At 66.1% G+C, this 23,644-nt stretch carries 22 protein-coding genes and 2 tRNA genes; 13 read left to right on the top strand and 11 right to left on the bottom strand.

The genetic code is table 11. The features are described from left to right. Positions 1 to 35: 35 nt before the first annotated feature. Positions 36 to 109: transfer RNA gene (locus D9V29_RS07360), tRNA-Pro, on the bottom strand. A 198-nt stretch (positions 110 to 307) separates the two neighbouring features. Here D9V29_RS07360 and D9V29_RS07355 point away from each other — a divergent pair. Together D9V29_RS07355 and D9V29_RS07350 are read left to right on the top strand one after the other, a co-directional pair. Next, positions 308 to 381: transfer RNA gene (locus D9V29_RS07355), tRNA-Gly, on the top strand. A gap of 36 nt (positions 382 to 417) precedes the next feature. Next, a complete protein-coding gene (locus D9V29_RS07350) occupies positions 418 to 603 on the top strand; it encodes a hypothetical protein (RefSeq protein WP_121672686.1) in 186 nt (61 codons plus the stop codon). On the opposite strand, the gene D9V29_RS07345 is transcribed toward D9V29_RS07350, so the two are convergent. After that, on the bottom strand, positions 600 to 1,148 hold the full coding sequence (locus D9V29_RS07345; RefSeq protein WP_121672685.1) for a gamma carbonic anhydrase family protein: 549 nt from the start codon (positions 1,146 to 1,148) through the stop codon (positions 600 to 602). The two genes, D9V29_RS07350 and D9V29_RS07345, sit on opposite strands and share 4 nt — an antisense overlap. Positions 1,149 to 1,252: 104 nt before the next feature. Between D9V29_RS07345 and D9V29_RS07340 the strand changes: the two genes are divergently transcribed. Together D9V29_RS07340 and D9V29_RS07335 are read left to right on the top strand one after the other, a co-directional pair. Next, a complete protein-coding gene (locus D9V29_RS07340; protein WP_121672684.1) occupies positions 1,253 to 5,713 on the top strand; it encodes an SCO7613 C-terminal domain-containing membrane protein in 4,461 nt (1,486 codons plus the stop codon). Positions 5,714 to 5,841: 128 nt separating this feature from the next. Then, the gene (locus tag D9V29_RS07335; RefSeq protein ID WP_121672683.1) at positions 5,842 to 6,327 is read left to right on the top strand and encodes a Dps family protein; all 486 of its coding nucleotides are present in this window, start codon (positions 5,842 to 5,844) and stop codon (positions 6,325 to 6,327) included. A 60-nt stretch (positions 6,328 to 6,387) separates the two neighbouring features. On the opposite strand, the gene D9V29_RS07330 is transcribed toward D9V29_RS07335, so the two are convergent. Genes D9V29_RS07330 through D9V29_RS07315 form a run of 4 tightly spaced genes read right to left on the bottom strand, consistent with a single transcriptional unit; the run spans position 6,388 to position 10,068 of the window. Then, positions 6,388 to 7,893: an amidohydrolase gene (locus tag D9V29_RS07330; protein WP_121672682.1), complete on the bottom strand. Its 1,506-nt coding sequence runs from the start codon at positions 7,891 to 7,893 to the stop codon at positions 6,388 to 6,390. A 13-nt stretch (positions 7,894 to 7,906) separates the two neighbouring features. Continuing rightward, entirely contained in the window at positions 7,907 to 8,902 is a 996-nt protein-coding gene (locus tag D9V29_RS07325; RefSeq protein WP_121672681.1) for an Fpg/Nei family DNA glycosylase, read from the bottom strand. A gap of 1 nt (position 8,903) precedes the next feature. Next, positions 8,904 to 9,407, bottom strand: coding sequence for a ribose-5-phosphate isomerase (locus D9V29_RS07320; RefSeq protein WP_121672680.1), 504 nt, complete (start codon positions 9,405 to 9,407; stop codon positions 8,904 to 8,906). Positions 9,408 to 9,453: 46 nt separating this feature from the next. Next, positions 9,454 to 10,068 (bottom strand): mycothiol-dependent nitroreductase Rv2466c family protein, encoded by a 615-nt coding sequence (locus D9V29_RS07315; RefSeq protein WP_121672679.1) that lies wholly within the window; start codon positions 10,066 to 10,068, stop codon positions 9,454 to 9,456. A 128-nt stretch (positions 10,069 to 10,196) separates the two neighbouring features. On the opposite strand from D9V29_RS07315, the gene pepN reads away from it, so the two are divergent. The 5 genes from pepN (at position 10,197) to D9V29_RS14900 (ending at position 16,328) form a co-directional block, all read left to right on the top strand. Beyond that, positions 10,197 to 12,743 carry an aminopeptidase N gene (gene pepN / locus D9V29_RS07310; RefSeq protein ID WP_121672678.1) on the top strand — a complete coding sequence of 849 codons (2,547 nt, stop codon included), beginning with the start codon at positions 10,197 to 10,199 and terminating at the stop codon, positions 12,741 to 12,743. A 126-nt stretch (positions 12,744 to 12,869) separates the two neighbouring features. Beyond that, complete coding sequence (locus D9V29_RS07305) at positions 12,870 to 14,000, top strand: mechanosensitive ion channel family protein (RefSeq protein WP_121672677.1); 1,131 nt, start codon at positions 12,870 to 12,872, stop codon at positions 13,998 to 14,000. Next, positions 13,990 to 14,385, top strand: a complete 396-nt coding sequence (locus D9V29_RS07300; RefSeq protein WP_121672676.1) for a globin — start codon at positions 13,990 to 13,992, stop codon at positions 14,383 to 14,385. Before D9V29_RS07305 ends, D9V29_RS07300 begins: the two co-directional genes overlap by 11 nt. A gap of 75 nt (positions 14,386 to 14,460) precedes the next feature. Beyond that, positions 14,461 to 16,128 (top strand): FAD-binding dehydrogenase, encoded by a 1,668-nt coding sequence (locus tag D9V29_RS07295; protein ID WP_121672675.1) that lies wholly within the window; start codon positions 14,461 to 14,463, stop codon positions 16,126 to 16,128. Between the two features lie 35 nt (positions 16,129 to 16,163). Next, positions 16,164 to 16,328 carry a hypothetical protein gene (locus D9V29_RS14900; RefSeq protein ID WP_183084946.1) on the top strand — a complete coding sequence of 55 codons (165 nt, stop codon included), beginning with the start codon at positions 16,164 to 16,166 and terminating at the stop codon, positions 16,326 to 16,328. Positions 16,329 to 16,338: 10 nt separating this feature from the next. Here the strand turns inward: D9V29_RS14900 and D9V29_RS07290 are convergent, their stop codons facing one another. Then, positions 16,339 to 16,992: a DUF8185 domain-containing protein gene (locus tag D9V29_RS07290; protein ID WP_121672674.1), complete on the bottom strand. Its 654-nt coding sequence runs from the start codon at positions 16,990 to 16,992 to the stop codon at positions 16,339 to 16,341. Positions 16,993 to 17,057: 65 nt separating this feature from the next. Here D9V29_RS07290 and D9V29_RS07285 point away from each other — a divergent pair, with 65 nt between their 5' ends. Then, positions 17,058 to 17,948, top strand: a complete 891-nt coding sequence (locus D9V29_RS07285) for an acyl-CoA thioesterase (protein ID WP_121672673.1) — start codon at positions 17,058 to 17,060, stop codon at positions 17,946 to 17,948. On the opposite strand, the gene D9V29_RS07280 is transcribed toward D9V29_RS07285, so the two are convergent. The 4 genes from D9V29_RS07280 to D9V29_RS07265 form a co-directional block, all read right to left on the bottom strand. Next, the gene (locus tag D9V29_RS07280) at positions 17,945 to 18,418 is read right to left on the bottom strand and encodes an acyl-CoA thioesterase (RefSeq protein ID WP_121672672.1); all 474 of its coding nucleotides are present in this window, start codon (positions 18,416 to 18,418) and stop codon (positions 17,945 to 17,947) included. The two genes, D9V29_RS07285 and D9V29_RS07280, sit on opposite strands and share 4 nt — an antisense overlap. Continuing rightward, positions 18,418 to 20,100, bottom strand: a complete 1,683-nt coding sequence (ettA, locus tag D9V29_RS07275) for an energy-dependent translational throttle protein EttA (protein WP_121672671.1) — start codon at positions 20,098 to 20,100, stop codon at positions 18,418 to 18,420. Before ettA ends, D9V29_RS07280 begins: the two co-directional genes overlap by 1 nt. 4 nt (positions 20,101 to 20,104) lie before the next feature. Then, the gene (locus tag D9V29_RS07270) at positions 20,105 to 20,584 is read right to left on the bottom strand and encodes a DUF6993 domain-containing protein (RefSeq protein WP_121672670.1); all 480 of its coding nucleotides are present in this window, start codon (positions 20,582 to 20,584) and stop codon (positions 20,105 to 20,107) included. A gap of 77 nt (positions 20,585 to 20,661) precedes the next feature. Beyond that, positions 20,662 to 21,204, bottom strand: coding sequence for a single-stranded DNA-binding protein (locus tag D9V29_RS07265; protein WP_121672669.1), 543 nt, complete (start codon positions 21,202 to 21,204; stop codon positions 20,662 to 20,664). Positions 21,205 to 21,422: 218 nt separating this feature from the next. On the opposite strand from D9V29_RS07265, the gene D9V29_RS07260 reads away from it, so the two are divergent. The 3 genes from D9V29_RS07260 to D9V29_RS07250 all read left to right on the top strand — a co-directional run bounded on the left by D9V29_RS07260 (position 21,423) and on the right by D9V29_RS07250 (position 23,628). Next, entirely contained in the window at positions 21,423 to 22,430 is a 1,008-nt protein-coding gene (locus D9V29_RS07260; RefSeq protein WP_121672668.1) for an aldo/keto reductase, read from the top strand. Between the two features lie 102 nt (positions 22,431 to 22,532). Continuing rightward, positions 22,533 to 22,835, top strand: a complete 303-nt coding sequence (locus D9V29_RS14765; protein WP_147436235.1) for a hypothetical protein — start codon at positions 22,533 to 22,535, stop codon at positions 22,833 to 22,835. An 82-nt stretch (positions 22,836 to 22,917) separates the two neighbouring features. Further along, positions 22,918 to 23,628, top strand: a complete 711-nt coding sequence (locus D9V29_RS07250; protein WP_121672666.1) for a hypothetical protein — start codon at positions 22,918 to 22,920, stop codon at positions 23,626 to 23,628. Positions 23,629 to 23,644 lie beyond the last annotated feature (16 nt).

Here is a 23,644-nt window from a genome sequence, read left to right as displayed (position 1 = left end):
GTGGATTCGTCCTCGATCTGAGGAGTACGGACTTGTCGGGGCGACAGGATTCGAACCTGCGACCTCCCGGTCCCAAACCGGGCGCTCTACCAAGCTGAGCTACGCCCCGGTAGGGAACTACCGGGTTGGACTCACACGCCAAGAATCGAGGCGGCAGTGGAAGGCCTCAGACAGTCTAATGCACGACCGCGGGCAAAAAACCGACGCGGCGGGTCGCGGCACATCGCACCCCGAAACGTGTACTACGATATTCGGGTGCCGGTCTTCCGGCGCAAACCGAAACCCTGACGGTACCCCGCCAGATTTCGGGGCTGTAGCTTAGTGGTAAAGCCTCTGTCTTCCAAACAGATGATGCGAGTTCGATTCTCGTCAGCCCCTCCAGTTCCCCGTCCCACCAGACGAATCGAAGGCGAAGCGATGAAGATGCTCCGCTCGTATTCGATCTGGACGACCATCGGCGTCGCGCTCTTCATCTGCGCGGGTATCTTCTTCGGAACCGGCCGCTTCGGTGCAGGAGTGGGCCTCATGGCGGCATCCGCGGTGTGTCTCGGCTCAGCAATGACCTCGCATCGGCGCTGGGTCAGGAAGAACGGTTCGGACTAGACCGAACCGCCCTCGATCGACTCGGCGTGGTGCCGCGAGTGCTCGAGATAAATTTCCGCATTCTTCCGGATGCCGTCGACCTCGTCGTCAGTCAGCTCGCGTCGCACTTTCCCCGGCACTCCGGCGACGAGAGACCGTGGCGGAATTTCGGCGCCGGAGAGCACCACCGCTCCCCCAGCGATGAGGCATTCGTCGCCGATCACAGCGCCGCTGAGCACGACCGCACCCATTCCGACGAGCACGGTGTCGCCGATCGTGCACCCGTGGACGACGGCATTGTGGCCGACGGAGACACCCCGTCCGATGACCACAGGGGACGCCGCATCGACGTGGACCGCGACGCCGTCCTGGATGTTGCTGCCCTCGCCGAGAACGATCGAAGCGGAATCGCCCCGCAGAACGGCGTTGTACCAAACACTCGATCGATCCTTCAGCGTCACATTCCCGACGATGCGTGCGCCGGGAGCAACGAATGCCGTTTCAGCGACGTCAGGCCCCTTCACGCCGGTCAGCGGAATGATGGATGCTGCGTCGTCGCTCGTCATGCGGCCAGACTACAGCGGCCCCGAGCTGTCCACAGGGGGGCTCCAAGCCTCCCCATCCACAACTGGGGCCCACGCAGCTCGCGGCGCTCCGACAGAATGGGGCAATGCCAGACACCTTCCGCCCCGCCCGCTGGTGGCCGGCCGACCCGTCTCTGCTGACCAACACGACCGTCTGTCCCGCCTGTTTCTCATCGCTCGGCGGCGCGGTGTGCGCCAACTGCGGACTCGATCTGACGGTGCCGGCGGCAACGGACCTGCTCGAGGCGGGCGCCGCGGTTGCGGCCGCGGAGTCGAGACGTCAGGACTTGCTTGCCCGCATGCGTGTGCAGCAGGAGGAACGCCGCCGGGCGGATCTGGCACGCCGGGAGGCGGATTTCCTCGCTTCGCAACAGTTCACCGCTCCGGCCGCAGCTGGGCAGTTCGCCTATCCGCCGGCTTCGCCATCGCCGGAACGCGCGCCGGCTTCTGGTTATCCGACCGACCCCGGAGTGAACCCGGAACGCTTCGCACCCGGAGCCGCGGCGGCTCCCGCTGCGCCGCCTACCGCTCCACCGGTCCCACCGCTGAACCTCCCACAACCTCAGGAGAGTGCGCGACCGCGACGGTCGGGCATCCAGATCCTCATGCTCACCGTCGGCGTTCTGCTCGTCGCGGTCATGGCGCTGTTCTTCGTGCTCGTCGCGTACCTCGTGGCGAGCCTCGAGGTCCGGTCCGTGCTTACCGGGGCAGCGAGTATCGTCGTCTTCGGCGTCGCCGCCCTCCTTTTCCGCCGCAATCTTCGAGGAACCGCCGAGGGCATCGCGAGCCTTGCCGTCGTTCTGTTCCTGCTCGATCTGTGGATCATCCGCGCGAACGGTCTGTTCGGATCCGACGGTCTCGCTATCTGGCTCTACACCGGCCTCGCTCTCGGCGCTCTGTCGGCGCTTCTCCTGCTCGCGTTCCGGATCCTCCCACTCCGCACGCTGTCGGTCTCAGCCGTACTCCTCGCTCCGGTCGCGGCGTTCACCCTGGTGCTCGGCCTGTTCCCTGAGCCGGCTCCCGTCACCGGCTTGTGGGCAGCCGCCATGGTTGTCGCGTTCGGTGCGACCGCGCTCTGGTCCCGTGTCCGGCTCACTGTCGAACGCGTCACGCTTCGTTTGGTGAGCGTCGCCGGTGCGATCCTCGGCTCCGTCCTGGCCCTTGGCGCATTCCCCGATCTAGCGTTCGGCGGAGTCCTCGCGTTCTCCATTGCGGCCGGATGCTGGCTCCTCTCCCTCCTTGTCGAACCTGCGCCAGCGGCTGAAGCGGCTCCGTCAGACTCTCGTGGGTCCACCCCTGCTGCTCTCACCCCCTGGGCGGTGGTCGCCGCTGTCGGCCTGGGACTCACGGCGACGGGCGCCGGGCTCGGGCTTGTCCCCCGAGACGCAGGAGAGGAATGGCGCTGGCTGCCTCTCGCCGGCACGACTCTCGCGGCTGTCCTTGTGGCCACGCTTTCCCGGACTCAACGACTCGCCCGGCTGGCGCGCGCTCTGAAGCTCGCGACGTGGGTTCCACTCGGGGTTGCGGGCCTCGCGGCTCTTCCCGCCGCCGCAGCAAACCTGACCACCGCAGCGTGGGGTGTGGGTTCCGGCGCGTTCAGCCTTACGGCGTTCGAGAGTCCCGGTGTCGCTTTCACGCAGGGCTGGGCAGCCCCTCTCGCCGCGCTCTCCGTCGCCGGCCTGGGTTTCGCAGCGCTCTTCCTCCTCGGCCTCGCGCAACGCACGGCATGGGCGCCCGTCGCGCTCGGCGGTGTCGGGCTCATCGGAGCGGGTGCGACGCTCGGGCAGCCGGTCGCCTCCACGGCGTGGCTCGGGGTGCTCTCGGTCGTCGTCCTTGTCGGGGTTGTTCGCGGGCTGCCCGGCCTGCGGCTTGTGCTGGGACTCGTCTTCGGACTGAGTCTCCTCGCCTTCGGCACCATCGGAGCGACGAGCACTGTCACATTCCCTTTCGCGCTCCTCGGGGCGATCGCCCTCCTCATCGCCTTCCGGCAGGTCGTGTGGTTCCGGGTCCGCCATGCGGCCGCAGTCTGGCTGCTGCCCCTGGTCTCGGTCGTGGCATCCGTGACGGTGCTGGCGACGGTGTCGCTGATACCCGGGTGGTTCGCAGCGGCGACGGGCGGGCCACTCCCGTGGGCTCAGCCGGTGCTCTGGTTCACAACGACCGCCGTGCTTCTCTGGATCGGCCTCCTCGCCGGAACACGGTTTCTCACTCGCGTGGAGAACGCCGCGGTCTTCACCGTTGCGCTCTTTTCCGCTCTCGGCGGAGTCTGCCTGCTCCTCGTTTCCGATGAAGCCGATTTCCTGCTCGCGACGCTCGTGCTCGCGGCCGTCGGCGGCATCCTCTGGCAGTTGGTCCGATCCGTGGCCACCTGGCCCGAGCGATTCGTCGCTGCGGCGATCGCGCCGGCCGCGATCGCATCGGCATCCGCTGTCGCATGGAGCCGATACGCTCCAACTCTCGGCGCGGAGGACCGCTCGTCATCGCTCGTTGTGATCGTCGCCGGTGTCGCGGTTCTTCTCGCCGGTGTCGCGCTCCTTCTCTTTCCGCGCTCTGCCGCGCCGCGCATGGTCTGGGACTCTGTTCTCGGGATCGTCGGGTTGGGGGTCATCGCGGGCCTCCCCGACAGCCCCCGGATGGGCTGGCTTGCACTGCTGCTGCTCGCCGTTGCCGCTCTCGTCGTGGCCAGTGGTCCGGGCGGCATCGTCACCGGCACGTCAGAGCGGAGGCATCTCGCGTGGCTCGGACTGCCGTTGGCGGTCTCCGCGCTCTGGTTGGGACTCGTCCGCTCGGACGTCGACGAAGTGGAGTGGTACACCCTCCCGGTCGCCGGGCTCCTGCTGGCAATTCTCTGGCTGATCCTTGCCAGGCGTCCCGTGGCCGCCGAGGCGGTTCCCGGCCGGTCAGCATTGTTGATCGCCGCGCTCGCGGTGGGACTCGTTCCCAGTGCCATCGCCGGTCTGACCTCCGACCCGCTCAGGCCGCTTCTCGTCCTGTCGGTCTCCGCAGCTCTCGTGGTCGCCGGCGCGCTCGCTCCTGAGACCCACCGCGGATTGCGGGGCGGGGTCATTCTCTGGTCCGCGGGTGTCGGGGCGAGCTTCCTGACCGGGGTGGGGCGCGCATTCCTCCACCAGTCAGACGAGAGCATCCCCTTCGAGTGGTGGTCGGCTGGCGCCACTGCCGTGCTGATCGCTGCCACCCTGGCGTGGCACCTGACCCGCCGATCGCCGGGCGGTGCCGCGACCGTGTCGATCGTCGCTGCGGTCGTTGCTCTCGCCGCACCGACGGCAGCAGCAGTCGCCGTCGCGGGGGTCGAGCCCTGGCGCGCCCTCATCGTGTTCTTCGTGCTGTGCGGTTTCGTTCTCGCCGCGTGCATGCGGGACGAATTCTCGCCGGCGCTCCGCTGGGTCTCGATTGCCGCCGCAGCGGTGCTCGGCGGCGCGCTCCTCGCTCCGGCGAATCTGGCGCCGTTCGAGCTCGTCACCGTTCCTCTCGCGATAACGATCGTTGCGGGCGTCATCGTCAGGCTCGTCCGAGACGTCGACCGTGAGCGTCAGGTTCTCCTTGTCGCAGGTCTGGCACTCGGCCTCGCACCGAGCGCACTCTTCCTTGGCGACTCGCTCCTGCGCTCAGGGGTCGTGCTGGCAACGTCAGCCGCCCTCGTCGTCGCCGGTTTGCTCACGCCGGCTGCGGCGCGTGGCCTCAACGCCGGCCGGCCGTTCTGGCTCGCCGGGGTGCTCGCCGCCTTCGTGGCCGGCGTCTTCCGCGCACTCAGCGATCGGACGAGCATCGGGGTCCCGTTCGAAGTGTGGTCGGCGATAACAGCCGTCATCCTCATCGCTGCGGGGCTCCTGTGGTTCTTCAGCAAGCGGACGTCGGCTGTCCTTCCCGCGGTCGCCCTGTCGGCATCCGTGGTGGCGCTCACCCTGCCGACGATGGCCGCTCTTGCGGAACAGCCCCTCGCGGGGTGGCGGGGGGTGACGGTGCTTCTGGTCGTCTGCGGGATCGTGCTGGCGGCATCCGTTCGAGACGAGTTCTCGCCCCTGCTCCGATGGGTCTCGATCAGCGCTGCTGCCGTGCTCGTCGTGCTTCTGCTGCTTTCCGATGCAGCGTCGCCGTTCGAACTGGCGACCGCGCCACTCGCGGTTGCGCTGATAGCCGGTGGCGCCGCGCGGCTCGCGCGGTTCCCGCAGATGCGATCGTGGGCACCCATCGGCGCCGGGTTGCTCCTTCTGCTCGTTCCCTCGCTCCTCGCGAACCTCGGCCCGAACGAGTTGTGGCGGGTCGTTGCCCTGGGCATCGGGTCGCTTGTCGTGCTCGGGGTCGGACTGGCGCTCAGAATGCAGGCTCCGACGCTCATCGGTGCCGCCGTTGTGGTCGTTCATGCCCTGGCCCAACTGTGGCCGTGGATTTCCGGGTTGTACGGTTCCGTCCCGTGGTGGCTCTGGGCGGGGATCGGCGGGGTCATCCTCATCGTTCTCGCCGCAACCTATGAGCGAAGGATCCGTGACCTCAAAAGCGTCGCCCGTGGGATCTCGTCCCTACGCTGACCCGGCCGGCGAGGACGTCGCTGGACCGGTGGGTTAGACGAGCCTTGGCTTGGTTGCGGAATGCCTGAGCCTGAGTAGCGTTGTCGTCAACAGCGCAATCAACCACGCGCACAGTGAAGGGGAACACCATGACAGACATCACCACGATTCCATCGACCTCCGTCAGCCCCGACGTCGCTGCAGGAGTCGCGCAGTTCCTGACCCCGGTCGTCATCGACATGACCGCCCTCGTCGTCAACGGCAAGCAGGCACACTGGCACGTTCGCGGAGCGAACTTCGTCGGAGTCCACGAGCTCCTCGACACCATCGTCGCCCACGCACAGGACTGGGCTGACAGCGCCGCTGAGCGCATCGTCGCCCTGGGCCTCCCCGTCGACGCCCGACTCGCGACCGTCGCCGCCAAGACTTCCACCGGTGAACTGACCGCTGGCTTCCAGCAGTCAGAGAACACCATCGCGGAGTTCGTCGCACAGATCGACGCCGCTCTCGTCTCCATCAAGACGGCCGTCGACGAACTGGACGGCATCGACCTGACCAGCCAGGACATCGCGATCGAGATCGCCCGCGGTCTCGAAAAGGACCGCTGGTTCCTCGTCGCCCACGTCTCCCGCTAGACGCAGACAAAAAAGGAGGGTCGCCCATCTGGGCGGCCCTCCTTTGTCATTGCAACGCGGTCAGAGCGACGTGTAGGTATCGCGGCCGTTGAGGATCGTCGCGGCCACCGGCATCCGTCGCAGGCTGTCGGGTGTTGCCGCGTACGGGTCCTGCTCGACCAGCACAAGGTCCGCGGGCTGCCCGGCTCGCACCGTGGTGTTGCCTGTGCGAGTGGATGCGGCGAGAGCTTCGGCGATCGAGATTGACTGTTCCGGATGCCACGGGGCACGCCCGTCGCGCGACCGGCCGACCGCGGACGCGATCGCCACCCACGGGTCGAGCGGGGCGACGGGTGCGTCGGACCCGAGAGCGAGAGTGCCACCGGCGTCAAGGAGACTGCGGAGCATGAACGCTCGCCCGGTGCGCCCCTCCCAGTAGCGCTCCGCCACATCGCGGTCGTCCATCGCGTGCTCGGGCTGCACGCTCGCGGTGACCCCGAGCGTTGCGAACCGAGCGACGTCACCCGGCGACAGCAGCTGCGCATGCTCAACAGAGCCGTGCGATCCTGTCGCTTCGAACGCGTCGAGAACGAGGCTGTTCGCGCGGTCACCGATGGCGTGGATCGCCGACTCGAGCCCGGCGTCGCGGGCGCGCGACATGAGGCCGACGAATTCGTCGGTCGGAACCGTGAGCACACCGTGCGTGTGTTCTGCGACGCCGGTGTACTCGTCGACGCAATACGCGGTGCGGGTGTTGAGGGATCCGTCGGTGATCACCTTGAGCGGGCCGACCTCGAGCAGCCCGTGCGTGTGCGGGAGGATGTCGCCGGTCCGCAGCCCTTCGGCAATGGCCTGGTCGAGGTCGCGTGGATACACGCCGAACCGGGCACGCAGCGCGATGGTGCCCGAAGCGATCCGCCGGGTCCAGGCACTCAGATTCCATGACATCTCGAAGTCGTTGATCCCGACGACCCCACGGGAGGCGGCCCGGTTCGCGGCGTCGTTCACCCAGCCGTCGACGACGTCATCGGGAGCGGTGTCGAGGGTACGGAGAATGGTGAATGCGTCCTCTTCGCGGAGCAGCCCGGAGTCCGAGCCCGGGTGGCCGAACTGGTGCAGAGCGGCGCTGTTCAGCCAGACGCAGTGGAGATCGGCGGCGATGAGGATGACGGCTCGGCCATGTGACGCGCCGTCCAGTTCACCGAGCGACGCGGCATCCGACCAGAGGGCGTCGCGGAACCCGAAACCGACGGCAGGCCCGTCCTCCCCCTGCACCGTGTTCGCGGCGACGACGTCGAGCACCTCGCGCGCGCTCCGGGTGGCTCCCAGATCGAAGCGGCGCGAGATCTGCGCCCACTGGGTAAAGTGCACGTGGGAATCCCACAGGCCGGGCAAAAGCCAGCGCCCATCGCCGTTCGTGGTCTCCCCGTCCGGCTGGGAAGCGCCGCTCGGACGGATCTCGGCGACCGTTGCGTCCTCGATCACCACGTCAACGACGTCGTCGCCCAACCCGGCGATACGGACGCCGGTCAGAGTACGACGGATGCCGGATCCCGGCCGGGACGCGCGCAGGCGGAAGTTCGTCATCGGATGCTCCGGCTCAGGCCTGGCAGACGGGGCACCAGTACAGCTTGCGGGCTCCCATCTCCTCGAGAAGAATGTGCGTGCCGCAGACCCGGCAGGGCAGGCCCTCACGCTTGTAGACCCAGTGTCTGTCGTCGCGGTGTGCCATCGCCTTGCGGTAGTCCTCACCGGTGAGGTTGTCCATCGTCATCATCTGCCCGGTCTCGACACCGATGCGGAGCAGTCGGGACCAGTCGCGCCAGATGTCGCGGACTGTCTCCTCCGGCACGAGCTTTCCGGGTGTGTGCGGGTTCACCCCCGCACGGAACAACAGTTCAGCCCGGTACACGTTTCCGATTCCGGAGACAACGGACTGGTCCATCAACAGCAGCCCGATAGGCGTCGGCTTCTTCAGCACAACGGCGGTGAACCGGTCCTCAGCGGCGTCACTGTCATCGAGGAGAGGATCCGGCCCGAGCTTCGCGATGACCTCACCGACCCGGGCGTCGTCGATGATCTCGCACGCGGTCGGACCACGGAGATCCGCGACGGCGTTCTCGGTCAGGAGTCGCACGCGAACCGCCCCGACCGGCTCCGGAGGGAATGTCTCCCACTCGGAGTCAGCCAGCCCCTTTGTCTGCTCCGACATCCGCACACGCGTCTTGCGTGGTGCGCCGATCGAACTCAGGGAGTTCTCCCCCGCATCGTCGAGGATCGCCGCGGCGAGGTCTGTTCCCCGCTGGTTCGTGTGGCCCATGCGGCCATTGGCTGACTGGATCGTAGCGTCCGAGGTGATCTCACCGGCGAAGTCCCACGCACCGTACATTCCGAGGTGCACCCGCAGCCAGACACTGTCGTCGAAGTCGATGAACATCTGCTTGCCGACGGCTTTGACGTCGGTGACCGTTCGCCCGTCGAGCACTTTCGCGCCCTCGACGAACCGGCCCTGGGGCGACGAGACGCTCACCCGGCGGCCCTGGAAGTTCTGGCGGAACTGCCGGGCGATGCGGTGGACGGAGTGACCCTCTGGCACGTCAGGCTCGTTCGGGAGCCGCGTCGACGTTCTTGCCGGCGATGGTGCCCGTTTTCTCGAACTCGGCGAGCTGCGCGATCCGGCGAACGTGGCGCTCTTCGGCAGTGAACGGTTCGGCGATGAACGCGTCGATGAACGAGATGACCTCGTCGACCGAGTGCTGCCTGGCGCCGATCGAGATCACGTTCGCGTCGTTGTGGTCGCGCGCGAGCTTTGCGGTGCTGAGGTTCCAGACCAGGGCTGCGCGGATGCCTCGCACCTTGTTCGCGGCGATCTGCTCACCGTTCCCTGATCCTCCGAACACAACCCCGAGGGCTTCGATCCCTGCGGACTGGTCACGCACGACGGCGGTGGCGGCGTTGATGCAGAACGCCGGGTAGTCATCGAGGGCGTCGTACTCGGCGGGCCCGTGATCGACGACCTCATGGCCGGAGTCGCGGAGGTGCTGCTGCAGGTGCTGGCTGAAGTCGAGGCCGGCGTGATCGGTGGCGATATGGATGCGCATGCTCCCATTCTGCCGTTTTCGCGATCCGCCGGCGCCCGACACTCACTCAGTCGAAGATCGGGCCCACTGTGCGGCTGCGCTTCATCTCGAAGAATCCGGGATAGGAGGCCACCGCGACGACGCCGTCCCAGAGCTTCGCGGCTTCATCACCCGTCGGGGCCGGGGAGATCACGGGGCCGAAGAACGCAACGCCGTTGACCGCGATGACCGGGGTGCCGACATCCTGGCCGACCCGATTGATACCGTCGAAGTGGCTGGCACGCATCTGGGGATCGTATGCGTCGCTCTCCGAGTGCTTCGCGAATTCCGGGGGCAGGCCGACGTCGGCGAGCGCCTGAGGGATCACCGAATCGGGGTCGGTCGAGCCGCCCGGGTGGATGCGCGTGCCAAGGGCGTCGTAGAGCGGCTTGACGATGGCGTCACCGTGCTCTTCCTTTGCCGCCGCGATCAGCCGGGTGTACCGCAGGGCGCGGGGGAAGAACGCGCGGTACTCCTCCGAGACATCCTGGTCCTCGTTGAGCACGGCGAGGCTCATCACGTGCCACGTCACGTCGAGGTTGCGGAGTTTCGCCGCCTCGTCCACCCAGCGGGACGTCATCCATGCCCAGGGGCACGAGGGGTCGAACCAGAAATCAACGGAGGTCGGGGTATCAGTGCTCATACTCCCAGCCAACCACGGAAGGCCGCCGTCTCATTCCCCCCTGCCCCGATGCGAGTGGAGGACTACGCTTGCAAGTCGGGCACGATCCGACCGATTCGTGCCCAGCCACCGCACTAAGGAGTTCAGCGTTGCCCGGAGAAAACCTCACCCGCGCCGAAGCACAGGAACGGGCATCGCTCGTTTCCACCTCGAGCTACGAGATCGCCCTCGACCTCACAACTGGTCCGGAGACCTTCCGCTCGACCACGACCATCCGGTTCACCGCCACACCGGGCTCGTCGACGTTCATCGACGCCATCACCCGCACCGTGCATGCCGTGACGCTCAACGGCAAGAGCCTTGACCCCGCAGCCGTGAGCGACGGCATCCGCATCGCCCTCGATGACCTCGCAGCCGAGAACGTGCTCACCGTCGACGCAGACATGATCTACATGAACACCGGCGAAGGGCTGCACCGGTTCGTCGACCCGGTCGACGACGAGGTGTACCTCTACAGCCAGTTCGAGGTCCCGGACTCCCGCCGCATGTACGCGGTGTTCGAGCAGCCCGACCTCAAGGCGACGTTCCAGTTCACCGTGACCGCCCCCGCCCACTGGGACATCATCTCCAACTCCCCCACCCCTGAGCCGGTTGACGCCGGAGCGGACAGCAAGACGTGGACCTTCGAGCCGACCGATGTGATGTCGAGCTACATCACGGCGATCATCGCCGGCCCGTACGTCGCCGTGCGCAGCGAACTCACCTCGAGCGACGGACGCACCATCCCGCTCGGTGTGTTCTGCCGCAAGAGCCTGTCCGAGTACCTCGACGCCGACTACATCTTCGAGAAGACCCGACAGGGCTTCGAGTACTTCGAATCGAAGTTCGACTACCCGTACCCGTTCCCGAAGTACGACCAGTTGTTCGTTCCCGAGTACAACGCTGGCGCCATGGAGCACGCGGGGGCCGTCACCTTCACCGAGGCGTATATCTTCCGCTCGAAGGTGACGGATGCCGTCAAGGAGCGCCGCGTCGTCACCATCCTCCACGAGCTGGCCCACATGTGGTTCGGCGACCTCGTCACCATGAAGTGGTGGAACGACCTGTGGCTCAACGAGTCGTTCGCCGAGTGGGCATCAACCATCGCCGTCGCCGAGGCCACGGAATGGACCGGCGCATGGACGACGTTCAACGCCATGGAGAAGAGCTGGGCATACAAGCAGGACCAGCTGCCGTCCACGCACCCCATCGTCGCAACGATCAACGACCTCGAAGACGTACAGGTGAACTTCGACGGCATCACCTACGCCAAGGGTGGATCGGTACTCAAGCAGCTCGTCGCCTGGGTCGGCATCGACGCGTTCTACGCCGGCGTCGCCGCCTACTTCAAGAAGCACGAGTGGGGCAACACCGAACTCGTCGACCTGCTCACCGAACTGGAGACAGCATCCGGTCGCGACCTGAGCGACTGGGGCAAGCTGTGGCTGGAGACGGCCGGAGTCAATACGCTCCGTCCGGAGATCGAGGTCGATGACGCCGGTGTGATCACATCATTCACCGTCCTGCAGTCCGCCGTACCCGAGTACCCCACCATCAGGCCGCACCGCCTGGCGATCGGTTTCTACAACTCGGTCGACGGCTCTCTCGTGCGTCAGCACCGGATCGAGCTCGACGTCGACGGAGAGCGGACGGATGTTTCCGAGCTGGTCGGCCAGAAGCGCCCCGACCTCGTTCTCCTGAACGACGATGACCTCGCCTACGCGAAGATCCGCCTCGATGACGCGTCGCTCGCCGTTGCCACCTCGTCGCTCGCGACGATCGAGGACCCCCTCGCCCGTTCGCTCGTCTGGGCTGCCGCCTGGGATGCCACCCGCGATGCTGAGACACCGGCACGTGACTACGTGCGCCTCGTCCTCGGAAACATCGCGAGCGAGACCGAGTCGACGACCATTCGGACCACCCTCACCCAGCTCGTCCTCGCGTCGACCCAGTACGTCGCCCCCAAAGCGCGTGAGGAGATCCTCGTCGAGGTCGGCGACGCTCTCTGGCAGCTGGCCGAAGGTGCTGAGGCGGGTTCTGACGCCCAGTTCCAGTTCGTGAAGTTCTTCGCCGGCGTCGCGTCGACCGACGTGCACGTCGACATCCTCCGCGGCCTGCGGTCGGGAGAACTCACGCTCGATGGCCTCGAGGTCGACACCGACCTGGACTGGGAACTCCTCACAGCGCTCACCGCCAGCGGCGTCGCCGGAAACGACGAGGTCGACGCAGCGCTCGCGAACGACAACACGGCCAACGGTGCCAAGGCAGCGGCACTCGCCCGTGCCGCAATCCCGACGCTCGAAGCGAAGCGTGCCGCGTGGGCATCCGTCGTCGACAGCGACACCGCACCGAACGCAATCGTGCAGTGGACGGGGATCGGGTTCCAGCGTGCCCGCGACAAGGACGTGCTCGCGTCGTTCATCCCGGACTACTTCGGGATGCTGCAGGGCATCTGGGAGTCGCGCAGCTACAAGATCGCCGAATACCTCGCTGTCGGGATGTACCCGGCCCCGCTCGCGAACGCAGAACTCCGCGACGCGACGATCGCGTGGCTCGACGAGAACGCCGAGCCACCGGCTCTTCGCCGGATCGTGGTCGAGAACCTCGCCGGTGTCGAGCGTGCGCTGAAGGCCCAGGAGCGCGACGCGCGCGCCTGATCCGTCACGAGGTGCCGGGTTTCGCGGGTCGGATGCGTCCGACACCCGCGAAACCCGGCATTTCGCGTTCATGGGGCAGCGGGTCCCAGCGTTCGCGCGGCGACCGGTCGGTAGACTTTGCCGGATATGACTTGGGAATCCTTCACAGCCGTCGTTGCTGGCATCTACGAACTCAAAATCGTTCGCGTCGCCCTGATCATCCTGTTCGCCTTCGTGGTGCGCTGGCTTCTGCTCTTCACGATCCGCCGCGTTGTCGCGCAGATCGTGTCGGGGGTCAAGAAGGGCCAGAACGTCGACGACACTCAGTCGCTCACCGTCTCTCCGGTGACAACGGCCCGCGTCGTTCAGCGCACACGGACGCTCGGTTCTGTGCTGACCAACATCATCAACGTGACCGTGGTCGTCGTCGCCGTTCTCCTCATCGTCAATGTGATCGACCAGAGCATCCTCGGGTCGTTCGCGCTCCTCACCGCTGCCCTCGGCGCGGGTCTCGGTTTTGGTGCCCAGAACATCGTCAAGGACGTGTTGAACGGGCTCTTTATGGTGATGGAAGACCAGCTCGGCGTCGGTGACGTCGTCGACCTCGGACAGGCGACCGGTGTCGTCGAGACCGTCGGCATCCGCATCACCCAGGTCCGCGACGTCGAGGGAACCCTCTGGTTCGTGCGCAACGGCGAGATCCTGCGGACCGGAAACATGTCACAGGGCTGGGCCCGGGTCATCGTTGACCTCGCCATCCCCTACGCGTCCGACGTCGAAGAAGTGCAGGCCGAGCTGCTCCGGGTCGCTCGCGCCCTGGCGTCGAGCAAGAAGTGGCGCTCCGCGATGCTGGGCAAGCCCGAGGTCTGGGGACTGGAGTCCATCTCGGCGGAGGCCCTCGTCGTTCGGCTCGTCGTGCGCACCCGGGTCGGTGCCCGCTGGGACTTTGCCCGTGACCTCCGGCTCCACCTGAAGAAGGCTCTCGACGGCATGGGTTCCGGACTCACCCCGCTCAACAGCGTCGTCATGGCTTCCGGGGACGGGCCAGTCTCTGCCGGGAGCACCAACTCGGACGGCGCCGCTGCTGTGACCTCAGGAAGCGAGGTACCGGATGCAGCAGCCGAAGCCGCCGCCGCGGTGCCCGTCGTCGACACCGCTCCGTTTGAAGCGCAGGTACCGGCGCGACGCCCGAAGGCACCACGCCGACCCAAGAAGTCCGCTCCCCGGGCCGATGCCGGCCCCGCATCCACCGGTAGTGAGGATTCAGATGGCAAGTGACGCGATGGCATCCACCTTCTACACGGAGGTCGGAGGCCGGCCAACATTCGAGAAGCTCTGCGTCGAGTTCTACAAGGGCGTCGCAGCGGATCCCGTGCTCAAACCGATGTATCCGGAGGAGGATCTCGGTCCGGCCACGGAGCGACTCCTGATGTTCCTCGAGCAGTACTGGGGCGGACCGTCCACCTACAGCGAGCAGCGAGGCCACCCGCGCCTGCGGATGCGGCACATGCCGTTCAAGGTCAATCCGGATGCCAGGGACCGCTGGCTCCTTCACATGCGCGCCGCCGTCGACACCCTCGGTTTGTCGCCACTCCACGAGGCAACCCTCTGGGACTACCTCGAGCGCGCCGCCCAGGCGATGGTCAACACGTTCGAGGAGTAGCGCCAGGCCCCCGCCCATCTCCTACGATGGGGGCAGCCCGCCGGCGACGGAGCTGACGGGCCGAAGGAGATCCCGATGCCAGCGCCCACACCGACCTCGGCCGACGTCATCATCGTCGGCGCCGGACTCGCTGGTCTCGTCGCCGCCGCTGAATTATCGGATGCCGGTCGGCGAGTTCTCCTCGTCGACCAGGAACCACGCAGCTGTCTCGGTGGCCAGGCACACTGGTCGTTCGGCGGACTCTTTCTCGTGGACACCCCCGAGCAGAGGCGGATGGGGATCCGTGACTCACATGCCCTCGCCTGGCAGGACTGGCAGGGCTCCGCCGCGTTCGACCGGCCCGACGATGGCTGGGCAAAGCGCTGGGCGGAGGCCTATGTGGACTTTGCCGCCGGTGACAAACGCGCGTGGCTGAATGCACTGGGCATCGGTTTCTTTCCCGTCGTCGGGTGGGCCGAGCGGGGCGGCTACACCGCTAACGGGCACGGAAACTCGGTCCCGCGGTTCCACATCGTGTGGGGAACGGGCCCCGCCATCGTCGAGCCGTTCCTTCGCCGCGTGCTCGCTGGGGTCTCCGACGGTCGGGTGCATCTGCTCCCCCGCCACCGGGTCGACGAACTGGTGCGCACCGGCGACTCGGTCACCGGCGTTCGCGGCAGCATCCTCTCGCCGTCGGATGCGGCGCGAGGCGAAGCCAGCTCCCGCGACGTCGACGGAGCATTCGAGCTGACTGCTGAAGCGGTCGTCATCACGACCGGCGGGATCGGCGGCAACCTCGATCTCGTTCGCGAGAACTGGCCCGAGCGGCTCGGAACTCCGCCGCGATCCATGCTCTCGGGTGTGCCCGCCCACGTCGACGGTCGCGGCCTCGGGATCGCGCAGGATGCCGGCGCGCACCTCGTTCACGGCGACCGGATGTGGCATTACACCGAGGGCATAACCAATTGGGATCCGGTGTGGCCGGCCCACGGCATCCGGATCCTGCCCGGACCGTCATCTCTCTGGCTGGATGCCACGGGCACGCGACTGCCCGCACCGCTGTTCCCCGGGTTCGATACTCTCGGCACGCTCAAGCACATCGTCTCCACCGGTTACGACCACAGCTGGTTCGTGCTCACGCAAAAGATCATCGAAAAGGAATTCGCGCTCTCGGGAAGCGAACAGAACCCGGACCTCACCGGCAAGGATGTGAAACTGCTGCTCAAACGCCTCGGGGCGGGAGCTCCCGGGCCGGTGGAAGCGTTCAAGCAACACGGCGAGGACTTCGTCGTCTCGCCCAACCTCTCCGGACTGCTCGAGGGGATGCGGACGCTTTCCGGCGATGCGCCGCTCGACGTCGCACGGGTGGAACAGGAGATCCGATGGCGTGACGCCCAGCTCGACAACGACTTCTCGAAGGACGCGCAGATCACCGCTGTTCGGGGAGCCCGCGCCTCACGGGGTGACAAACTTCTCCGGGTAGCCACACCGCACAAGCTGCTCGATCCGAAAGCCGGGCCGCTCATCGCCGTCAAGCTCCACATCCTCACCCGGAAGAGCCTCGGCGGCATCCATACCGACCTGTCCGGCCGGGCGCTCGATGCGTCCGGTACACCAATCGCAGGCCTCTATGCGGCCGGTGAAGCATCCGGTTTCGGCGGCGGCGGCATGCACGGCTACCGCGCGCTCGAGGGAACCTTCCTCGGCGGATGCCTGTTCACCGGTCGAACGGTCGGCCGCGCGATCGACGTCCAGTTGCTCTGAGCGACCGAAACGGGAACGGTTGCGATGCTGGGGTCATGGGAACCACACCGGCGGCTGAGGTCGACATCACGATCGAAGCCACCTGGAGGCGCGCCGAGGGGTGGGCTCTCGTCATGGCATCCGCTGTGATGCTCTCGTCGGACGACTCGCCTGTGCTTCGCAGGATCGCCCAGGAAAGCATGACCGAGCTTCTCGGCTGAGACCAGTGAATCAGCCGCGCCCGCTGCGGACGAGGACGTGGCCTCGAACAGGACTCGCGCGGAGCCATTGCCCGGAGACAAAGAGCGGAACCTCTTCCTCCCCGACCAGGAACCCGAGGCTCGCAGCGGCGAACGCGAGTCCGGCGGGAACCGGCTGGGACTCACTGAGCGGCCGCGACCACACGTCCGATCGCACCCGCTGGACAAGCAGGTCGCCGGTGTTCTCAGGTACGGCACGCGCCACCTCGCCGGCACCGTCACGCGCGACGAGTTCCAGGACCACGGAACTCACCGAGCCGATCTGTTCCCAGGCACCACGGGGAGGCGCGATCCCTGACCAGCTCGTTCGCACATCGCTGTCGGGGAGCGAGACCTGGACCGCGCCCGCTGAACTCTCCAGGGCGGCGAGCCGATCGGAGATCGCGGCCGGTGGGACCACACGATCGAAAACGGCGCCGGATGTTTCGGCGAACGTCCGCAGGCCGAGGATCGTCGGACTCGAATCGAGCAGCCCGCGCGGGTAGAGGACCGCTGCGTACACCGCGAGTACTCCCCCCGCGGCAATCAACCGGACGGCGGTGTCGTCGACCACTCGCGCCCGGGCCAGATAGGTGCGGAGATCGGCCATCGCGGCGGAGTCTTCCAGCGAAAATGTGTTCGTCATCTGCTGTCTAAACTAACTGACAGCGCAGCAAACACCGACCGCGCCCCACCTTCGATCGGAGACTCATGACCGACCCCCTCGATTCCCTGCTTCGCGCCCTCGACCTGTCGGACACAGGCGCTCGCACGAGTGAGGACATCTTCACGGGGCCGTCTCAGTGGATGCCGGGAGGACGGGTGTACGGGGGCCAGGTTCTCGCACAATCGGTGATGGCTGCGTCGCGCACCACGGAGGAACAGCGCGTCATCCACTCGATGCACGCCTACTTCCTTCGGCCGGGGGACGTCAACCAGCCGATCACGTTCAGCGTCGACCGGATCCATGACGGTCGGTCGTTCTCCACCCGCCGAACACAGGCCTATCAGAACGGACTGCCCATTCTGTCGATGATCGCGTCATTCCAGGACATCGACGAAGGCCTCGACCACCAGGCGCCGATGCCCGAAGGCTACCCGGACCCGGAGGACCTTCCGACGACAGCTGAAGTCCTCGCCCACATCGACCATCCCGTTGCCCGGTCATGGGCGGGAGACCGGCCGTTCGACATCCGCCACGTGCCGTCACCGATCTATCTCTCGGTCGAGGGAGAGCGGACAGCAACGAATGCCGTGTGGATCAAATCGATCGGCGATCTGCCCGATGACGAGAACCTGCACCGGGCTGCACTCGCCTACGCGAGCGACTACCCGCTCCTCGAGTCGATCATGCGCCGCCACGGTCTGCCGTGGATGACGCGCGACCTGAAGGCGGCCAGCCTCGACCACGCGATGTGGTGGCACCGGCCGGTCCGCGTCGACCAGTGGCTTCTCTATGTCCAGGAGTCCCCGAGCGCGTCCGGCGGGCGCGGGCTTGCACAGGGCAGGTTCTACTCGCGCGACGGTGTCCTCGTCGCGAGCGTCGCCCAGGAGGGCATGGTTCGGGTGCCACTGGCGCTGTCGGCCGGCGGCCCCGCCTAACGTCGCTTGACGAACGGGATCGGATCCTCATGGTAGCGGGTCCACGCGGTGCGTTCCTCGTCGGTGATCCGGCGGGGACGCGACGTCGCCGCGTCGACCAGCACGATGGTGCTCGATGCGCGGGCGTACAACGGCTGATCGCCGCCGACAGGACCGTACACCTCGTAGTCCACCTCGAGACTTGCGCCGCCAAGATTCCCGATCCACACCTGCACGTCGAGCGGCTGACGCTGGTACGGGATGGGCAACAGGTACTCGACCTCGTGCCTGGCAATGAGGGTGATCGTATTCGACCCTGCTTCCGCTTCGATCAGCGCCATCCCAGCGTCGACGTCGCCGCCTTCGGCGTCGTCACGCCAGAACACCCGCACTCGGGCTTCCTCGAGGAGCCGCATGAGCTCCACGTTGTTGACGTGGTTGTATGCGTCGAGGTCGCCCCAGCGCAAGTGGATCGGGACGTGGACCCGCATCAGTCTCTCGTGAGCTTGCGGTACGCGGAGCGGTGAGGCTTCGCAGCATCCGGTCCGAGTCGCTCGATCTTATTCTGTTCGTACGACTCGAAGTTACCCTCGAACCAGTACCAGTTGCCCGGGTCTTCCTCAGTTCCTTCGTACGCGAGGATGTGAGTCGCCGTGCGGTCGAGGAACCACCGGTCGTGAGTGATCACCACGGCGCACCCGGGGAATTCGAGAAGCGCGTTCTCGAGGCTTCCGAGAGTTTCGACGTCGAGGTCGTTTGTCGGTTCGTCGAGGAGGAGGAGGTTTCCGCCCTGCTTGAGCGTGAGAGCCAGGTTGAGACGGTTGCGCTCTCCACCGGAGAGGACACCGGCTTTCTTCTGCTGGTCGGGTCCCTTGAAGCCGAATTGCGAGACGTAGGCGCGCGACGGAATCTCGGTCTTACCGACCTGGATGTAATCCTGGCCGTCAGACACGACCTCCCACAGGTTCTTGTTCGGGTCGATTCCGCCACGGCTCTGGTCGACGTAGGACACGTCGACGGTCTCACCGATCTTCAGCTCGCCGCCATCCAGCGGCTCCAGGCCGACGATCGTCTTGAACAGCGTCGTCTTACCGACACCGTTGGGACCGATGACGCCAACGATGCCGTTTCGTGGAAGTGTGAAGCTGAGGTCGCTGATGAGGATCCGTTCGCCGAATCCCTTCTGCAGCTTCTTCGCGTCGATGACCTGCGCACCGAGACGTGGTCCGACCGGGATCACAATCTCCTCGAAGTCGAGCTTCCGTGTGCGCTCAGCCTCGGTGACCATCTCTTCGTAACGGGCGAGGCGGGCCTTGGACTTCGCCTGGCGGCCCTTCGCGTTGGAACGCACCCAGTCGAGTTCCTCGGCGAGACGCTTGGAGAGCTTCTGGTCCTTCTTGCCCTGGACCTGGAGTCGTTCCTGCTTCTTCTCCAGGTAGGTCGAGTAGTTGCCTTCGTACGGGTACAGGTGACCGCGGTCGACTTCGGCGATCCACTCGGCGACGTGGTCGAGGAAGTACCGGTCGTGAGTGACCGCGAGCACAGCACCGGGGTACTTCGCGAGATGCTGCTCGAGCCAGAGGACGCTTTCGGCATCGAGGTGGTTAGTGGGCTCGTCGAGGAGCAGGAGGTCAGGCTTCTGCAGGAGGAGCTTGCACAACGCGACGCGGCGCTTCTCACCACCGGAGAGGTTGGCGACCGGGGAATCCCCCGGCGGGGTGCGGAGTGCGTCCATGGCCTGCTCGAGCTGCGAGTCGAGGTCCCAGGCGTCAGCATGGTCGATCTCTTCCTGCAGCGTGCCCATCTCGGCCAGCAGAGCATCGAAGTCAGCGTCGGGCTCGGCCATCGCCGCGGAGATCTCGTTGAAGCGGTCGACCTTGCCCTTGATCGGGCCGACGCCCTCCTGGACGTTCTCGAGTACCGTCTTGTTCTCGTCGAGCTCGGGCTCCTGCATGAGGATGCCGACGGTGTATCCGGGGGTGAGCTTGGCTTCACCGTTGCTCGGAGTATCCAGGCCGGCCATGATCTTCAGAATTGTTGACTTACCGGCACCGTTCGGGCCGACCACACCGATCTTGGCGCCGGGGTAGAACGACATTGTGACGTCGTCGAGGATGAGCTTGTCGCCGACCGCTTTACGGGCGCGAACCATTGAGTAAATGTATTCAGCCATATTGCTACCAGTCTATCGGCCGAGTGCTCCCAATGAGGCATCGCCCCGTTCCGAGCACCGGCGCGACTGTGGAGTGATACCCACCCACCGCCGGCCCGTTCTGCCCGATGAGGCAGGATTCCCCCCAACGGACCGAGAACTGGATCGAGTCGGCCGCATTCCCGATCGTCGTCTCGTCCGCCGTGAGTTCCATCGTTGCCCTGTCGAAACCCGCCGCGGAGAGTGCATCGACGAAGTCGCTGCCTTCGGCATCGGGATTGCCGGCGAGCGTTGCGGTGTTCACACTGTCGAAGACGATCCGTGCGTCGTCCACGGGGGCTGCCGGGTCGAAGGACGGCACCGGGGTCGCCGTCGGGCTCCCCTGCATGCCCGGGCCGGATGTCGCGGGGCTCGGCGAGGACTGCATCGAGCACCCCGTCAGCACGAGGACCGCGATGGCCGTCGCCATGGCAGCCTGAGAGACGTTGGCGAGGGTGCCGCGCATGCCTGAACTCCTTGATCCGGGTCCCGGCTGTGTCGCCCGCGCCCGAGTCGATAGTAGGCGAGGTTGTCCGGCTCCGGTCAGAACGGAGGCTCAGAGTCGGCAGACGCGGACACAAGGTCGCCGGTATGCCCCGGCGTCGATACTGGCCAGACGCTCCCCTCCTGGGAATCCTGCAGGCCTGGCTCCGAGGAACCGGAAGAATCGGCGCGACTCTCCCCGGCGCTGGAGACACCGAGTTGTGGCGGTGCAGACTGCTGTTCACGCTGGGCGGTCCGTTCATACCGCGTGGTTCCCCACACCAGATCGTGTCCGATGCCCTCCGCCTCGACATCGACGGCGAGCCCGCTCTTCTCCCCTGTCTCCCATCGCCGGACCTTGAGTCTTCCTGTCACGATCACCCGATCTCCTTTGTGGATCGACGCCGCCGCATTGACCGCCAGGGCACGGAACGCGGTCACGGTGTACCAGTTGGTGTCGCCGGCCACCCATTGCGAGGTTCGCCGGTCGAAGTAGCGCTGGTTGGATGCCAGCCGAAAGCTGGTGAAGGGCACTTTGTCGTCCTGGCTCACCACGTATGGCACGGTGGCGACCAGTCCGGTCAGGGTGATGATGTCGGTCATGAGGTTGCTCCATTTCTGTCGTCGAGCACACCGGGTGGTGGCACCGCATGGTTCCGGAGCCGACCCTCGTGCCGGACTGCCGACCCCGGAACCACACTCCGAGTGTGGTTCGCTGACGGCGGCGAGCATCTCACGAGGACGAACTTGTGGATGAAGCGCGTGGCGGCATCCGTGGTGGAGGAACATCGCTTCCTCGACCTGCTCACTAGCATTGCCTCATGAGCTACGTTGCCGACCAGAGCCGTTACGACACCATGCAGTACGCCAGAACGGGCAGGAGTGGTCTGCTTCTTCCTCGCGTCAGCCTCGGGTTCTGGCACAACTTCGGCGACGGACGAGATGGTGAAACCCAGCGGGCGATCGTGCGCAGGGCGTTCGATCTCGGGATCACCCACTTCGACCTCGCCAACAACTACGGCCCTCCCCCTGGCTCGGCTGAGAAGAACTTCGGCCGGATCCTCGACGAGGACTTCGCCTCCCATCGTGACGAGATCATCGTCTCGACCAAGGCGGGCTACGACATGGCCCCTGGTCCATACGGCGAATGGGGATCCCGCAAAACACTGCTGTCGTCGCTGGACGCCAGCCTGCGCAGACTGGGGCTCGACTACGTCGACATCTTCTACTCCCATCGACCAGACCCTGACACCCCGATCGAAGAGACGATGGGGGCCCTCGCCACCGCCGTACACTCCGGACGTGCCCTGTACGCCGGGATCTCGAACTATTCGCCCGAACAGACGCTGCAGGCCGCTGCAGCACTCGCCGAGCACAAAGTCCCCCTGCTCATCCACCAGCCGAGCTACTCGATGTTCAACCGTCACGTGGAAAACGGGCTCCTCGATGTACTCGACGAGGTCGGCGCCGGCTCCATCGTCTTCTCCCCTCTGGCACAGGGCATGCTCACGGACCGTTACCTCGACGGGAACGTCCCCTCGTCGTCCCGCGCTGCGACCAGTCACTTCCTGCCACAGGACCGATTGAACGAGACGTACCTGAAACGCGCCCGCGCGCTCAACACCATCGCGCAGGAACGAGGCCAAACACTCGCACAGCTCGCCCTCACGTGGGTACTGCGCTGGCCACAGGTAACCTCGGCTCTCATCGGAGCCAGTTCGGTGGATCAGCTCGAACAGAACGTACGAGCGCTCGAAGCACCACCCCTCAGTGCAGACGAATTGGCCGCCATCGACCCATTCGCCGTTGACGGCACCGGACTGAAGTAGGGCGTATCGCCACCTCGCGCCTGACAGCTGGCGATGTCAGTGGTGCACCGTAGCCTCGGATTACAAAAACAACCGGGGCCGGCCACGCGCGAGGAGGACAACATGACATCCACGAGGAGCAGAACGAGCTCAACGGGGTCGACCGCGACGCGGTTCGCAGCACAGGGGCATGCAACGCCCGACATCGCGCGTCACCGGAGTGGATTGAGCCTGGTGCGCGTGAAGGAAGACCTGTGGCGAGCGACCGTCGCCGATGGTCGCATTGTCGGGCACATCGAGCGTCGCGACGGCGTTGACGGCACGGAGTACGTCGCCAAACGTCTCGCCCCCGGTCAGTCTCGCTTCCACACTCTCGGCGAATTCTGGCGGATGGACGACGCGATGGACTGCCTGCGCGCGCTCTGACAACCGGCGTGGCGCCCGACCATTTCCACGACACGGCCCGAGTTCCGCGGTTCCAAACAGGTTCGCAGGTAATCTTCGGCACATGGAATTGTGGAATGAGTTCGTAGCCTGGCTGACCGCACCTGACACTCGACCGGTGCTTTTCATCGCCGCTGTCGTTGCTGTCGCAATCCTCGTGTCGGCCCTTATCGCCGCCGCTGTGACCAAGGCCGCCGTGCGGCGACTGGTCGACCAGCGCGACCGGGACCTCAAGACCGCCGCCATCGCTGCACTGGTCGATGCGTCCAGCGAAGCGGCCTCGTGGAATTCCCTGACGCCTCAGGAACAGTCGTTCGCTGACCGTGCCGTCGCACAGGCCGACATCCAATTGCGACTGCTCCCGATCAAGGGCGCAGCGACCGCTGCGAACTGGGCGGCACATCAGCTGGCAGAAATGAAACGAGACTCGGCAACCTTCGGATTCGAGCTCGGTGCGGCTCGAACGGAGTTCCGCGACAGGCTGCTCGAGTGGCAGGCGCGTCCGTCTCGTACGCGCAAGGTCTTCGAGAGCGACCTCGAGCGCTGGAAGTTTGAGACCACCGCCAATGAGAAGACTCTCGTCGCCGAGCAGGACGCCTGGGCTGCGCGCGAACACCGGGAGAAGTACACGGCCACGGATGCCGGCGAGCCGTCCGTCACGCCGGCCGCGTTCTCCGGCCCAGACACCACCACTCAGAAACTCATCGACGACGTCGCAGCCATGGATGTCAAGCGTGCCGCCGGCGAACAGCCAGAAGAGAAGAAGCTCGCCTAGCTCAGCTGCTAAAAGA

Origin of the sequence: Mycetocola manganoxydans, from assembly GCF_003667545.1 — a bacterium.
Taxonomy (GTDB): domain Bacteria; phylum Actinomycetota; class Actinomycetes; order Actinomycetales; family Microbacteriaceae; genus Mycetocola_A; species Mycetocola_A manganoxydans.
The sequence above is the reverse complement of the archived record's forward strand: the minus strand, read 5'-3'. Positions and strand labels throughout refer to the sequence as shown.

What these genes read in the sequence shown, in the direction of transcription:
- ettA (WP_121672671.1), bottom strand. Translation starts at nt 20,100, where the DNA reads ATGGCTGAATACATTTACTCAATGGTTCGCGCCCGTAAAGCGGTCGGC.
- D9V29_RS07260 (WP_121672668.1), top strand. Translation starts at nt 21,423, where the DNA reads ATGAGCTACGTTGCCGACCAGAGCCGTTACGACACCATGCAGTACGCC.
- D9V29_RS07350 (WP_121672686.1), top strand. Translation starts at nt 418, where the DNA reads ATGAAGATGCTCCGCTCGTATTCGATCTGGACGACCATCGGCGTCGCG.
- D9V29_RS14765 (WP_147436235.1), top strand. Translation starts at nt 22,533, where the DNA reads ATGACATCCACGAGGAGCAGAACGAGCTCAACGGGGTCGACCGCGACG.
- D9V29_RS07250 (WP_121672666.1), top strand. Translation starts at nt 22,918, where the DNA reads ATGGAATTGTGGAATGAGTTCGTAGCCTGGCTGACCGCACCTGACACT.
- D9V29_RS07295 (WP_121672675.1), top strand. Translation starts at nt 14,461, where the DNA reads ATGCCAGCGCCCACACCGACCTCGGCCGACGTCATCATCGTCGGCGCC.
- D9V29_RS14900 (WP_183084946.1), top strand. Translation starts at nt 16,164, where the DNA reads ATGGGAACCACACCGGCGGCTGAGGTCGACATCACGATCGAAGCCACC.
- D9V29_RS07335 (WP_121672683.1), top strand. Translation starts at nt 5,842, where the DNA reads ATGACAGACATCACCACGATTCCATCGACCTCCGTCAGCCCCGACGTC.
- D9V29_RS07305 (WP_121672677.1), top strand. Translation starts at nt 12,870, where the DNA reads ATGACTTGGGAATCCTTCACAGCCGTCGTTGCTGGCATCTACGAACTC.
- D9V29_RS07315 (WP_121672679.1), bottom strand. Translation starts at nt 10,068, where the DNA reads ATGAGCACTGATACCCCGACCTCCGTTGATTTCTGGTTCGACCCCTCG.
- D9V29_RS07340 (WP_121672684.1), top strand. Translation starts at nt 1,253, where the DNA reads ATGCCAGACACCTTCCGCCCCGCCCGCTGGTGGCCGGCCGACCCGTCT.
- D9V29_RS07290 (WP_121672674.1), bottom strand. Translation starts at nt 16,992, where the DNA reads ATGACGAACACATTTTCGCTGGAAGACTCCGCCGCGATGGCCGATCTC.
- D9V29_RS07300 (WP_121672676.1), top strand. Translation starts at nt 13,990, where the DNA reads ATGGCAAGTGACGCGATGGCATCCACCTTCTACACGGAGGTCGGAGGC.
- D9V29_RS07265 (WP_121672669.1), bottom strand. Translation starts at nt 21,204, where the DNA reads ATGACCGACATCATCACCCTGACCGGACTGGTCGCCACCGTGCCATAC.
- D9V29_RS07280 (WP_121672672.1), bottom strand. Translation starts at nt 18,418, where the DNA reads ATGCGGGTCCACGTCCCGATCCACTTGCGCTGGGGCGACCTCGACGCA.
- D9V29_RS07285 (WP_121672673.1), top strand. Translation starts at nt 17,058, where the DNA reads ATGACCGACCCCCTCGATTCCCTGCTTCGCGCCCTCGACCTGTCGGAC.
- D9V29_RS07345 (WP_121672685.1), bottom strand. Translation starts at nt 1,148, where the DNA reads ATGACGAGCGACGACGCAGCATCCATCATTCCGCTGACCGGCGTGAAG.
- D9V29_RS07330 (WP_121672682.1), bottom strand. Translation starts at nt 7,893, where the DNA reads ATGACGAACTTCCGCCTGCGCGCGTCCCGGCCGGGATCCGGCATCCGT.
- D9V29_RS07320 (WP_121672680.1), bottom strand. Translation starts at nt 9,407, where the DNA reads ATGCGCATCCATATCGCCACCGATCACGCCGGCCTCGACTTCAGCCAG.
- D9V29_RS07270 (WP_121672670.1), bottom strand. Translation starts at nt 20,584, where the DNA reads ATGCGCGGCACCCTCGCCAACGTCTCTCAGGCTGCCATGGCGACGGCC.